This window comes from Glycomyces albidus, assembly GCF_009451885.1.
In the GTDB taxonomy this organism is placed as follows: Bacteria; Actinomycetota; Actinomycetes; order Mycobacteriales; family Micromonosporaceae; genus Glycomyces; species Glycomyces albidus.
Genome location: NZ_WIAO01000005.1, coordinates 198,416 through 210,600, shown reverse-complemented (window position 1 = coordinate 210,600; position 12,185 = coordinate 198,416). Strand labels below are relative to the sequence as shown.

Below are 12,185 nucleotides of genomic sequence, written 5' to 3'. Positions count from 1 at the left end.
GCGCAGAGAAGCGGTTCAGACGAGCGCGTTCAGCAGCGGGAAGTAGCCGTCGCGCTGGCCGGCGGTGTTGGGGTGGTAGGACTCGGCGATCGGGTAGGAGAGGCCGTTGATCCACTCGGTGTCGTCGCAGACGGCGTGGCCGTCGAAGGCGTCGCGGACGTCGATGTAGTCGAAGCCGTGGCCGGTGGCGACCTGGCCGATGGTGGTGGCGAGGAGGTCGGCGGCGGCGTTGAGCCGGGACTGCTCACCGGGGCTGATGCGGGTGATGGCGTTGCACTGCTCGCCGTTGAACAGGCGCGGATAGCCCAGGACGATGATCTCGGCGTTCGGGGCGGCCGCTTCGACGGCGTCGTAGACGCTGTGGAGCCGGGCGGGGAGCTGGTTCCGGATGAAGTCCTCGGCCGCGTCGATCTGGCGGTCGCAGGTCCACGGGTACGGGTAGGCGCACTGCTGCACCACGCCGGACCAGCCGGTGTCGTTGCCGCCCACGGTGATCGTGACCAGGTCGGTGGAGTCGGAGAGCCCGCCGAGCTGCTCGTCGAGGACGTCGCCGGTCCGGGCGCCCGAGCAGGCCGCGAAGTCGAGGTCGGCGCCGATCTCCTCGGCGATCAGGGACGGGTAGGCGGCCGCCGAGCGGGAGCAGTCGCTGCCGTCGTCGAGGTAGGAGCGGGTGCCGACGCCGGAGGCGTAGGAGTCGCCGAGGGCGACGTACTCGATGGTCTGGGCTTGGGCCGCACCGCTGGTCAGCGCCAGTATCGACACGACGGCGGCGGCCAGAGCCGCCGCCATTGTGGAGATTCGTCGGGGGTAGGACATTTTGGGCTCCGTCTCGAATTTTGTCCGGACTGGGGGAGCCTTCTTTATATCGGTTGCATAACGCACAGTCCACCAACGGAATGTGCCGAGTCGGGAAATTTACCGGTGCCGACACCCGCTGGGCGCCACCGGTTCTCAGAGCCCTTCGGGCAGGTCGAGCCGGTCGAGCGGCTGCGGCTCGTCCGGGGTCTCGGCCAGCAGGCGGTCCGCTTCGCCCTTCCCGGGGCCCTCGGGCTCGGCGAGGAGCCGCCGGACCTCGGCCTCGAGGTGGACCCGGACCAGGGCCGCGAACCGCTCGCCGTCGTCGGCGGCCAGCGCCTCGACGAAGGCGACGTGCTCGGGGACGAGGTCGCGGTGGACCTCGAAGTGCTCGAACATCGAGAAGGTGCACAGGCGCGTCTCGATGAGGAGGGTGCCGAGCATCCGGGCGAGGCGCATCGACCCGCCCCAGACGGCGAGGACGCGGTGGAAGTCGAGGTAGGCGTCGCCGAGGGCGCGGGCGTCGTCCTTCTTGAGGGCGCGCTGCATGCGCTTGACCTCGGCGCCGAGTTCGGCGAGGACGGTGCGCCGCTCGGGGGCCGGCAGGGTGAGGATGCGCCGGCCGAGTTCGGGTTCGATCTGGGCGCGGAGCCAGTGGACGTCGCGGACGTCGTCGGCGGTCATGGTGCGGACGGCGAGGCCGCGGCGGCGCGGGATGACCAGGAGGCCTTCGGCGGTGAGGCGCTGCATGGCCTCGCGGAGGGGGCCGCGGCTGACGCCGAGCTGGTAGGCGAGCTCGGCTTCGCCGAGGACGGTGCCGGGCGGGAGGGAGCCGTCGACGACCGCTTCGCGGAGGCGCTCGGCGATGAGGTCCACCGTCGAGGCGCGGCGCACGGGAGCGAGGCGCCCCACCTGCCGGCCGCCTTCGAGCCCGCTCAGTCCGCTGCTGCGAGTCGCCACGCTGTCCTGTCTCCCTCTGTCGCTTCTGGGCAGCATCTTACTGCCGACCCGTACACCACGTTCGATGTCGGGACCGGGTTGCGTCCGGGCGGCCGGGCCGTCGACCGGGCCGCGGCACGCGTTTGCAGGTTCGTTACCGAACGTCGATAATCAGATTGTCGACAAACTTACAATAGAACGTTAGGGTCGGCAAGACACCTGACTCAGGAGGCGACCGAAGTGTCGAACGAAATGCAACTGAACCGCCGCCATCTGCTCCTCGGCGGCTCGGCCGGGGCGGCGGCGCTCGCCCTCGGGGCCTGCTCCCGGACCGACGCCGGCGGCGGCGGACTGCTCGACGAGGCCAGGGACGGCGCCACCATCCGCGTCGCCTACGCCGACGAGGCCCCCTACGCCTACACCGGCGACGACGGCGCCGTCACCGGCCAGTCCGTCGACACCCAGCTCTACCTGCTGGAGCAGCTCGGCATCAAGGCCGACCAGATCGAGTGGAAGCTCACCGAGTGGGACTCGCTCATCACCGGCCTGGGCACCAACCACGACATCGTGATCGCCGGCATGTACGTCACCCCCGAACGCTGCGAGGCCGTCGCCTTCGCCAACCCCGACTACGTCATGCCCGACGCCCTCATGACCCTCGCCGGCAACCCCGGCGGCTACACCGACTTCAACTCGATGGCCGGCACCGACGGCGTCGTCGGGGTCATGAACGGCACCAGCGAGCACGAGATCGCCGACCAGATCTACGACGAGGGCCGCATCAACGTGCAGGCCAACCTCGACTCGCTCATCCTCGAACTCAAGGCCGGCCGCTGCGACGCGATCGCGCTCACCAGCGCCAACCTCCGCCTCGCCGCCGCGGACGACCCCGAGCTCGAGGTCTCCGAGGGCTTCTGGCTGGTCGACCCCGCGACCGGCGAGGACATCATCGGCGCCGGCGCGGCCGTGTTCCAGCCCAGCGACGCCGACTTCCGCGACGCGGTCAACGACGAGCTCGAGAAGCTCCTCGGCGACACCGCCAAGTGGGAGGAGCTCACCGGCCCCTACGGCTTCACCCTGGAGGAGAACCACCCCGACGGCCTCACCGCCGAGGACCTCTGCCCGGACACCTACCAGTAGGAGGCCGGCATGGATCTGCACGCGGTCATCGAATCACTCCCCCGGTACGGCGAACCGCTCCTGGTCACGATCGGGGTCACCGTCGCGTCCGCGGCGCTGGCGCTCGTGCTCGCGTTCGCCCTCGGGCTCATGACCGGCTCGCGGCACCTGGCGGTCCGCACCCCGGCGCGGGTGTTCGTGGAGTTCTTCCGCGGCACCTCGGTGGTGGTGCAGCTGTTCTGGTTCGCGTTCGCGATGCCGGTGGTGCTGGGGATCCAGTTCGACTACCTCATCGTGGCCGGCGTCATCGCCCTCGGCCTCAACTACGGCGCCTACTCCTCCGAGGTGGTGCGCGGCGCGATCGCGGCCGTCCCGCAGGGGCAGCTCGAGGCGTCCACGGCCCTGAACCTCACGCCGTTCCAGCGGATGCGGCTCGTGGTGCTCCCCCAGGCGTGGCCCGAGATGATCCCCTCCCTGTGCGCGTTCGCGATCATGCTGCTCAAGGCGTCCGCGCTGGTGTCGGTGATCGGGATCCTCGACATCACCTGGCTGGCCGGGCTCATCGGCAAGCAGCCCGGGCAGGACCGGCTGCTGCACTACGGCGTCGTCCTGGTCATCTACTTCGTGCTCGCCTGGCTCATCTGGACGGGCATGCGGGCGCTCGAACGCAGGGCCAAGCGCGGCCTGGGGGTCGACGCGAAACCCGTCAAGGGCCGCCTCGACCCGGCCGTCGCGGCGGGAGGTGTCGGCTGATGCAGACCGGATGGAGCAACGAGACCGTCCGGGAGATCTTCCCGGCGATGTGGGACGGCTTCCTCGTCGTCCTCCAGGTCACGCTCGTGGCCGGGATCATCGCGGTCGTCCTGGGCCTGTTCGTGGCGATCGGCGAGCGCGGCGGGCCGGTGTGGCTGCGCCGGCCGCTGAGCCTGGCCTTCCAGTTCATCCGCAACACGCCGCTGCTGGTGCAGGTGCTCATCGTCTGGACGGCGACGAGTCTCTACATCAACCCCGACTGGAGCGCGTTCGCCGTCGGCTCGGCCGTCCTCGGCGTCCACTACGCGTCCTACACGTCGGAGTCCTTCCGGGCCGGGATCGACGCGATCCCCCAGGGCCAGTGGGAGGCCGCGACGGCCCTGAACCTCCCGACCCGCCGGGTCTGGGGCGCGGTGGTCCTCCCGCAGATGTTCCGCCGCTCCGCGGCCGCCGTCGGCAACTGGATCATCGCCATGTTCAAGGAGGTGCCGACCCTGTTCGTCATCGGCGTCATGGAGATGGTCGCCCAGGCCCGGGCCTTCCAGGGCCAGCACTACACCGGCGCCGTCGAGGGCTACACCATCGCCGGCCTGCTGTTCCTCGCCGCCTCCTACCCCGTGGCGGTCGCTATGCGGAGATTGGAGATTCGCTTTGCCAAGTCCAATTATTGAGTTCGACCGGGTGGACAAGTCCTTCGGCGCTCTCAAGGTGCTCGACGAGCTGAGCTTCCGGGTCGACCCCGGCGAGCGCGTCACCCTCATCGGACCGTCCGGCTCGGGGAAGACCACGATCCTCCGGCTCCTGATGACCCTCGAGAAGGTGACGCCCAAGGCCGACCCCGAGCGGGACGGCGGCGTCGTCTGGGTCGAGGGGCAGCCCTACTCGCACATGGAGAAGCGCGGCCGGCTCGTGCCCGCCAACGAGCGGTGGCTGCGCCGGCGCCGCTCGAGCGTCGGCATGGTCTTCCAGCAGTTCAACCTGTTCCCCAACATGCGGGTCCTGCGCAACGTCACCGAGGCGCAGGTCCACGTCGCCGGGCGCTCCAAAGAGGAGGCCGAGGCGAAGGCCCGTGACCTGCTCGAGCTCGTCGGCCTGTCCGACAAGACCGACGCGTACCCGTCGCACCTGTCCGGCGGCCAGCAGCAGCGCGTCGCGATCGCCCGCGCCCTGGCGATGGACCCGGACATCCTCCTGCTCGACGAGGTCACCAGCGCCCTGGACCCGGAGCTCGTCGCCGACGTCCTCGCGGTCCTGCGCGACATCGCCGACACCACGAGCATCACCATGCTGTGCGTGACCCACGAGATGGGCTTCGCCCGAGACGTCTCGGACCGCGTGATGATGTTCGACAGCGGCCGGATCGTCGAGCAGGGACCCCCCGAGGCGATGTTCTCCGAACCCCAAGAAGCCCGCACTCAGGACTTCCTTCGCGCCGTGCTCGCAGAGTAGACTTGAAGACTCCTCCATCCTTGGAGAGTGTTAGGGGTGTTCGAGGGGGGCGGTCATGAGGGGTTATCGACCGCCCTCCTCATTCTTTCGCCCCCAGCCCGAACGCACGTGACGGCCGCCTCGCCCGCGGCGCCGGGCCGGGTGGCACAATCAGGTCTCGTGTCAGCACCTGAGCCAGGCCAAGGGATGAGCGGATGAACCTGTTCGGCAGAAGCGAACGGCTCCCGGAGGAGACCATCGCGGTGATCGGCCTGGGCCGGTTCGGGTCCGCCGTCGCCGAGTCGCTCACGCGGCTGGGCCACGAGGTCCTCGCCATCGACGAGCGCCCCGAGATCGTCCAGCGCGCCTCCGAGACCCTCACGCACGTGGTGCAGGCCGACTCGACCGAGTCGGCGGTCCTCGCGCAGCTCGGCATCGGCGAGTTCGACCACGTCGTCGTCGCGATCGGCACCGACATCGAGGCGAGCGTCCTCACCGTCCTCGCCTGCGAGGAGGCCGGCGTCCGCGAGATCTGGGCGAAGGCCATCAACGCCAAGCACGGCCAGATCCTCCACCGCACCGGCGCCCACCACGTGGTCTACCCCGAGGCGGCGATGGGCGAGCGGGTCGCGCACCTGGTGAGCGGCAAGATGCTCGACTTCATCGAGTTCGACGACGGCTTCGCGATCGTCAAGACCAAGGCCCCCGCGGAGGCGGTCGGGAAGACCCTCGGCGAGTCGAAGCTGCGCTCGAAGTACGGCGTCACCGTCGTCGGCGTCAAGCAGCCCGGCGAGGACTTCACGTACGCGACCCCGGACACCGTGGTCTCCCAGGGGGACACCCTCATCGTCTCCGGGGCGACCACCAAGGTCGAAGCGTTCGCCTCCACCACCTGACATGGCCAAAGTCAAAGCGTTCTTCCGCCACCCCGGCCGCCTGATCCCGTTCCTGTTCATGGCGGTGATCCTGTCCGGGGCGCTGCTGCTCATGCTCCCGGTCGCGAGCGCGGGGGCGCGCCCGACGCACTTCAGCGACGCCCTGTTCACCGCGACCTCCGCCGTCTCGGTGACGGGACTGGTCACCGTGGACACGCCCGTCCACTGGACCTGGTTCGGCCAGTTCGTCATCATGCTGTGCTTCCAGATCGGCGGCTTCGGCATCATGACGAGCGCCGTCCTCATGGCGCTGCTCGTCACGCACCGGCTCGGCCTGCGCACGAAGCTGGCGACCCGCATGGAGGTCAGCCAGGCGCTCAGCCTCGGCGACTTCCGGGCGATCCTGCTGCGCACCATCGCCTTCAGCCTCATCGTGGAGGCGCTGATGGCGCTGGCGCTCACGGCGCGGTTCTCCGTGATCGGCTACGGGCTCGGCGACGCGGTCTGGTACGGGATCTACCACTCGGTGAGCGCCTTCAACAACGCCGGCTTCGCGCTGTTCTCGGACTCGCTCATGCAGTTCGCGACCGACCCGTGGATCTGCGTGCCGATCGCGCTGGGGTCGATCCTCGGTGCGCTCGGCATGCCCGTGATCTACGAGGTGACCCGCCGCCACTGGGGCCGGCGGCAGTGGTCGGTCCACACCAAGCTCACGCTCGTCGGTTCGGCGATCCTCATCGTCGGCGGCTGGGCGGCGTTCCTGGCGATCGAGTGGGCGAACCCCGCGACGTTCGGCCAATGGGCCTGGTACGACCGGATCCTCCCGGCGTTCTTCCAGTCGGCGATGGTCCGCGCCAGCGGCTTCAACTCGGTCGACATCGGCGCGATGCAGGACGACTCGCAGCTGGCGTCGATCATCCTGGCCTTCATCGGCGGCGGCTCCGCCTCGACCGCGGGCGGCATCAAGGTCACCACGTTCTTCCTGCTGCTCCTGGTCATCTGGGCCGAGGTCCGCGGCGAGCCCGACGTGACCGCGTTCCGCCACCGCATCGACCCGCCGGTCGTGCGCGAGGCGCTCACCGTGGCGCTGGTGTACGTGGCGTGCAACGCGTTCGGCGTGTTCCTCATGCAGCGCTTCGAGCCGCACATCGACATCACGTCGATCATGTTCGAGGTGACCAGCGCGTTCGCGACGATGGGCCAGTCGACGGGCATCACCTACGACCTGTCGGACCCGTCCAAGTGGCTGCTGACGATCGCCATGTACACGGGCCGTGTCGGACCGGTGCTCTTCGCCGCTTCGCTGGCTCTTCGTGCACGAAAACGGCTATACCGGTACCCTTCGGCGCGCCCGCTCGTGGGGTGAGCCCCGCCTCAACTGCCCCTCCGGCGACAAGCGAAGATGGTGTCCAGCACGCCGCAGCGCGGACCGTCGCCCCCAGAAAGGACGCCCCCCGAGATGTCCCGTAAAGCCCGGCAGCGCACCAGCCGTCTCCCCATCCGGATGCAGTTGATGCTTCCGATCGCCGCGGCGCTCATGGGGATGCTGGTGCTCGGGCTGTTCCAGACGGTCAGCGTCTGGGACGAGTACCAGAACGCGACGGACGCGGAGGTGCTCGCCGGACTCTCCGGGGATCTCAACGGCGCGCTGGAGGCGCACCGGCTCGAGGCGGGACCGCTGGTGGCGTCGGTGATCAACGGCGGCGGCGGCCGGGTCGACTCGGCGGTGGCCCGCCGCGAGACCGATGAGGCGTTCGGGCGGCTCGAGGGCAACGCGGCGTCGGTGACCGCGCGCTTCCCCGATCTCGCGGACGACCTCGAGTCCCTGTTCGCGAAAGCCGGGGACCTGGAGACGGCCCGCGCGGCCTTCGACCGGCTGGCCGCCGGCGAGGCGTCCCTCACCGACGACGACGTCGCCGACGCGTACCTGGTGTACCGGGACGTGGCCAACAAGATCGTCGGGATCGCCGCGATCCTCCCGCGCCTGGTCGACGACGCCGAGGTCGCCGCGCACCTGGACTCGCTCGCGGCCCTCATGCAGGCCAGCCGGTTCGCCGCGGAGATCCAGTTCAGCGTCTCGACCGACCTGGTGAGCCTCGACGAGGCGCAGGCGGTCGTGGTCGGGCGCGCGGAGCTGTCGAACGCGGCGTACCTGTCGGGGAACTTCGACCGGCAGATCACCGAGTTCCAGGCGAACGCGTCGGCGGACACCGCCGCGGTCTACCGGGAGGCGATGGCCTCCGAGCAGATCGAGACCGCGCAGGAGGCGCTCGGGGTCTACGTGCGCGGGAACGTGCCGACGATCAGCCCCGAGGAGTTCACGGAGGCGCAGGGCGCGATCGTCGCGGCCCTCGACACCAGCCAGCAGTCGGTCCTGGACTCCATGCAGGACGATGTGGAGCTCATCCGCGACGCGTCCTCGCGGACACTGCTCACGACGTTCGCGCTGGTGATCGTGCTGGCGCTGACGTCGATCATCTCCGCGGCGATGCTGGCGCGGCGCATCAGCCTCCGCGTCGACGGCGTCCGCGAGGCGACGCTGACCGCCGCGTACGACACGCTGCCGAAGACCGTGGCCGCCGTCTCGCAGGCGGCCAACGCCGACGAGGTCGACCGGCTGCTGCAGACCGCGAAGCGCCAGACCGCCATGTCGTCCGATTCGCGCTACTCCGACGAGCTCGACAGCCTCGCCGAGGCGTTCAGCGCCGCCCACCACCAGGCGCTGCGCCAGACCGCGAACCAGGCGCTGCTGCGCATCGACGTCGAGGCGATGATGAAGACGCTCGCCCGCCGCGGCCAGAGCCTCATCCGCCGCCAGCAGCAGGTCATGGAGTCCCTGGTCGAGCAGTCCCCGGACCACGCGGTCCCGGAGGAGTGGCGCAGCGTCTACCACCTGCTCGCGCGCATGCGCCGCAACGAGGAGAACCTGCTCCTGCTCGCGGGCGGGGACCCGCAGCGCCGGTACAACCACCCGGCGAACCTGGACACGATCATCCGCGACGCGGTCGCCGAGATCGAGGACGCCGGCCGCGTCGTGGTCGAGAACCAGGTGTCGGCCCGCCTCGAGACGAAGCCCGCCGGCGACCTGGTGCGGATCCTCGCGGAGCTGCTCGACAACGCGGCCGCGTACTCGCCGCCGACCCAGTCGGTGCGGGTGACCACGCGCCGCTCGGGTTCGGAGATCGTCATCTCGATCGCCGACGACGGCATCGGGCTCGCGCCCGAGCCGATGGCCGCGATCAACCGCCGCCTGGCCGAGCCGACCCAGTTGAACTCGGAGCTGACCGCGACGATGGGCCTCCTGGTGGTCGGGCGGCTCGCCGCCGAGCACTCCATCAGCGTCCAGCTCCACTCGACGATGGGCAAGGGCACGCTCGCGCTGGTGCGCATCCCGGCGAGCGCCCACGCTGAGGACCCGGTGGGGCTGTCGCCGGACATGTCGGGTTCGGCCGCGCGGCTGGCGCTGTCGGCCCGGGCGGCGAACCTGCCGGTGACCGGGACGGGCGCCGAGGCGTCCGCGCCGAGCGCGGTCGAGCCGATCGTGCCGCGCCCGCGCAAGGCCGGTCCGGCCCCCGCGCCACGGCCTGTAGCTGGCGGAACACTCAACGGAGGGAAGCCGGCGCAGGCACCTGCGGGCCCCGCTCCCGAGATGCTGGATGTTACCTTCAGGAAGGTGAACCGAGCACTGGAAGACTCCGGCAGGACCAACGGCGCCGAACTGCCCCGTCGCGCGCCGGGTTCCCGACTGCTCCCCGGTTCCGTCCCCAGTGCCCGCCAGGGCGGCGGAGCCGATCTCGACCCGGCGGAGATCCGGGACCGGCTCGCCGGTTTCGCCTCCGGCATCGCGGCGGCCGCCGCGCACGAACAACGCCAATAGAAAGCAGCGAGATGGATAGCAAGGACAAGAACGTCGGTGAACTCGACTGGCTCCTGACCTCCTTCGTGGAGAAGGTCCCGGATGTGTCAGAGGCGCTCACGGTCTCCGTCGACGGCCTCGCCATCGCCGCCTCCCGAGGGCTGTCGACCGACCGGGCCGACCAGCTCGCCGCCATCACCTCCGGGCTCGCGAGCCTGACGACGGGTGCGGCGAAGGTCCTCGACGCGGGCCGGATCCGCCAGTCGGTCATCGACATGGACGAGGGCGTGCTGCTGCTCATGGCCGTCGGCGACCGGGCCCAGCTCGCGGTCCTCGCGAACGCCGGCTGCGACCTCGGCCAGGTCGGCTACGAGACCGCCCTGCTGGTGAAGCGGGTCTACGCCGCGCTCGAACCGGATGCGCGCGGCGGCGTCTGACCGTCCCGTAGGAGATTCCTCACCCGCGTGCGGCCGCGCCCGGCGACGGCCCGCGCGGTGCTGCTCCCCCACATGACGGGTCGTGTATGCGACCTGCGACAACCACTGAGCGCCCATCGAACGCTCACGCTCCGCCACGTCGCTCCGGCTGCGCCCCTCCGCGTGGGCGGCCTCTCGCGGGGCTATGCTGCGTTCGCTACCTGGAAATGAATCTGGAGGCCCACAGGTGACCACGGTTGAGCCGAAGCTTGAGCCAACGCCTATCGTCGCGCGTCCCTGGCCGGTGCGCCGCGAGCCGAAGGGCTCCTGGCTCGCCCGCACACTCCGCACGACCGACGCCAAGCAGATCGGCCTGCTCTACTTCGTGACGTCGTTCGCGTTCTTCGCGATCGGCGGCATCCTGGCCCTGCTGATCCGCGCGGAGCTGTTCCAGCCCGGACTCCAGATCGTGTCCTCTGAGCAGTTCAACCAGCTGTTCACGATGCACGGCACCATCATGCTGCTCATGTTCGCGACGCCCATCGTGTTCGCGTTCGGCAACTACCTGGTGCCCCTGCAGATCGGCGCGCCCGACGTCGCGTTCCCGCGCCTGAACGCGTTCGCGTACTGGCTGTACCTGCTCGGCTCGACCCTCGCGGTCGCCGGGTTCATCACCCCGGGCGGCGCGGCGTCCTTCGGCTGGTTCGCGTACCAGCCGCTGTCGAACGCCGTGAACTCCCCCGGGATCGGCGCGGACATGTGGTTCGTCGGCCTGGGCATCTCGGGTGCGGGCACGATCCTCGGCGCCGTCAACATGATCACCACGATCGTGACGATGCGCGCGCCGGGCATGCTCATGTTCCGGATGCCGATCTTCACGTGGAACATCCTCATCACGAGCCTGCTGATGATCCTGGTGTTCCCGATCCTGTTCGCCGCGCTCCTCGCCGTCATGGCCGACCGCCAGCTCGGCGCGCACGTCTTCGACTCGGAGACCGGGGGCGCGATCCTGTGGCAGCACCTGTTCTGGTTCTTCGGCCACCCCGAGGTGTACATCGTGGCGCTGCCGTTCTTCGGCATCGTCTCGGAGATCTTCCCGGTGTTCAGCCGCAAGCCGATCTTCGGCTACAAGACCCTCGTCGCCGCGACGCTGGCGATCGCGGGCCTGTCGATGGCGGTGTGGGCGCACCACATGTACGCGACCGGCGCGGTCATGCTGCCGTTCTTCTCGCTGATGACGTTCCTGATCGCGGTCCCGACCGGCGTGAAGTTCTTCAACTGGATCGGCACCATGTGGAAGGGCCAGCTCACCTTCGAGGCGCCGATGATGTTCAGCCTCGGGTTCCTGGTCACGTTCCTCCTCGGCGGCCTGTCGGGCGTCCTGCTCGCGAGCCCGCCGGTCGACTTCCACGTCTCCGACTCGTACTTCGTGGTCGCGCACTTCCACTACGTGCTGTTCGGCACGATCGTGTTCGCGGTCTACGCCGGCGTGTACTTCTGGTTCCCGAAGGTCGCCGGGCGCATGTACGACGAGCGCCTCGCGAAGGTCCACTTCTGGCTGACCTTCATCGGCTTCCACACCACGTTCCTGGTCCAGCACTGGCTCGGCGCCGAGGGCATGCCCCGCCGGTACGCCGACTACCTGGAGTCGGACGGCTTCACGACGCTGAACATGGTGTCGACGATCGGCGCGTTCGTCCTGGGCCTGTCGACCCTGCCGTTCATCTGGAACCTGTTCAAGTCCTGGAAGGCCGGCCGCGTGGTCGAGACGAACGACCCGTGGGGCTACGGCGGCTCGCTCGAATGGGCGACGAGCTGCCCGCCGCCGCTGCGCAACTTCGACCGCCTCCCGCGCATCCGCTCGGAGCGCCCCGTCTTCGACGAGAAGTGGGGACACCTGGTCAAAGAGGTCAAGGGCCACTAGGTCGGACCTCGTGCGACAGCCCGTCGGCTCCGGCCGGCGGGCTTTCGCGTTGCCCGCGGGAGCGGAAAACCGGGCCGGTT

General features: G+C 69.7%; 11 protein-coding genes. 9 read left to right on the top strand and 2 right to left on the bottom strand.

The window, feature by feature from the left end:
• Positions 1-15: 15 nt before the first annotated feature.
• Both GFD30_RS06850 and GFD30_RS06845 read right to left on the bottom strand, forming a co-directional pair.
• Positions 16-816: an SGNH/GDSL hydrolase family protein gene (locus tag GFD30_RS06850; RefSeq protein WP_153024431.1), complete on the bottom strand. Its 801-nt coding sequence runs from the start codon at positions 814-816 to the stop codon at positions 16-18.
• Between the two features lie 135 nt (positions 817-951).
• Positions 952-1,755, bottom strand: a complete 804-nt coding sequence (locus GFD30_RS06845; protein ID WP_194201872.1) for a GntR family transcriptional regulator — start codon at positions 1,753-1,755, stop codon at positions 952-954.
• Between the two features lie 219 nt (positions 1,756-1,974).
• Between GFD30_RS06845 and GFD30_RS06840 the strand changes: the two genes are divergently transcribed.
• The 9 genes from GFD30_RS06840 (at position 1,975) to ctaD (ending at position 12,105) form a co-directional block, all read left to right on the top strand.
• Positions 1,975-2,874, top strand: a complete 900-nt coding sequence (locus tag GFD30_RS06840) for a transporter substrate-binding domain-containing protein (RefSeq protein WP_153024429.1) — start codon at positions 1,975-1,977, stop codon at positions 2,872-2,874.
• A 9-nt stretch (positions 2,875-2,883) separates the two neighbouring features.
• On the top strand, positions 2,884-3,606 hold the full coding sequence (ehuC, locus tag GFD30_RS06835) for an ectoine/hydroxyectoine ABC transporter permease subunit EhuC (protein ID WP_153024428.1): 723 nt from the start codon (positions 2,884-2,886) through the stop codon (positions 3,604-3,606).
• Positions 3,606-4,277, top strand: a complete 672-nt coding sequence (locus tag GFD30_RS06830; RefSeq protein ID WP_153024427.1) for an amino acid ABC transporter permease — start codon at positions 3,606-3,608, stop codon at positions 4,275-4,277. The genes ehuC and GFD30_RS06830 overlap by 1 nt, the downstream gene beginning before the upstream one ends.
• On the top strand, positions 4,258-5,055 hold the full coding sequence (gene ehuA, locus GFD30_RS06825; protein ID WP_153024426.1) for an ectoine/hydroxyectoine ABC transporter ATP-binding protein EhuA: 798 nt from the start codon (positions 4,258-4,260) through the stop codon (positions 5,053-5,055). The genes GFD30_RS06830 and ehuA overlap by 20 nt, the downstream gene beginning before the upstream one ends.
• Before the next feature lie 194 nt (positions 5,056-5,249).
• Entirely contained in the window at positions 5,250-5,930 is a 681-nt protein-coding gene (locus tag GFD30_RS06820; RefSeq protein WP_153024425.1) for a potassium channel family protein, read from the top strand.
• Between the two features lies 1 nt (position 5,931).
• Complete coding sequence (locus GFD30_RS06815; RefSeq protein ID WP_153024424.1) at positions 5,932-7,275, top strand: TrkH family potassium uptake protein; 1,344 nt, start codon at positions 5,932-5,934, stop codon at positions 7,273-7,275.
• 93 nt (positions 7,276-7,368) lie between these two features.
• Complete coding sequence (locus GFD30_RS06810) at positions 7,369-9,786, top strand: sensor histidine kinase (RefSeq protein ID WP_153024423.1); 2,418 nt, start codon at positions 7,369-7,371, stop codon at positions 9,784-9,786.
• Positions 9,787-9,797: 11 nt separating this feature from the next.
• A complete protein-coding gene (locus tag GFD30_RS06805) occupies positions 9,798-10,202 on the top strand; it encodes a roadblock/LC7 domain-containing protein (protein ID WP_106366742.1) in 405 nt (134 codons plus the stop codon).
• A 226-nt stretch (positions 10,203-10,428) separates the two neighbouring features.
• Positions 10,429-12,105: an aa3-type cytochrome oxidase subunit I gene (ctaD, locus tag GFD30_RS06800; RefSeq protein WP_407648982.1), complete on the top strand. Its 1,677-nt coding sequence runs from the start codon at positions 10,429-10,431 to the stop codon at positions 12,103-12,105.
• The last annotated feature ends 80 nt before the right edge of the window (positions 12,106-12,185 follow it).

What these genes read in the sequence shown, in the direction of transcription:
- GFD30_RS06850 (WP_153024431.1), bottom strand. Translation starts at nt 816, where the DNA reads ATGTCCTACCCCCGACGAATCTCCACAATGGCGGCGGCTCTGGCCGCC.
- ehuC (WP_153024428.1), top strand. Translation starts at nt 2,884, where the DNA reads ATGGATCTGCACGCGGTCATCGAATCACTCCCCCGGTACGGCGAACCG.
- GFD30_RS06830 (WP_153024427.1), top strand. Translation starts at nt 3,606, where the DNA reads ATGCAGACCGGATGGAGCAACGAGACCGTCCGGGAGATCTTCCCGGCG.
- GFD30_RS06820 (WP_153024425.1), top strand. Translation starts at nt 5,250, where the DNA reads ATGAACCTGTTCGGCAGAAGCGAACGGCTCCCGGAGGAGACCATCGCG.
- GFD30_RS06815 (WP_153024424.1), top strand. Translation starts at nt 5,932, where the DNA reads ATGGCCAAAGTCAAAGCGTTCTTCCGCCACCCCGGCCGCCTGATCCCG.
- GFD30_RS06810 (WP_153024423.1), top strand. Translation starts at nt 7,369, where the DNA reads ATGTCCCGTAAAGCCCGGCAGCGCACCAGCCGTCTCCCCATCCGGATG.
- GFD30_RS06805 (WP_106366742.1), top strand. Translation starts at nt 9,798, where the DNA reads ATGGATAGCAAGGACAAGAACGTCGGTGAACTCGACTGGCTCCTGACC.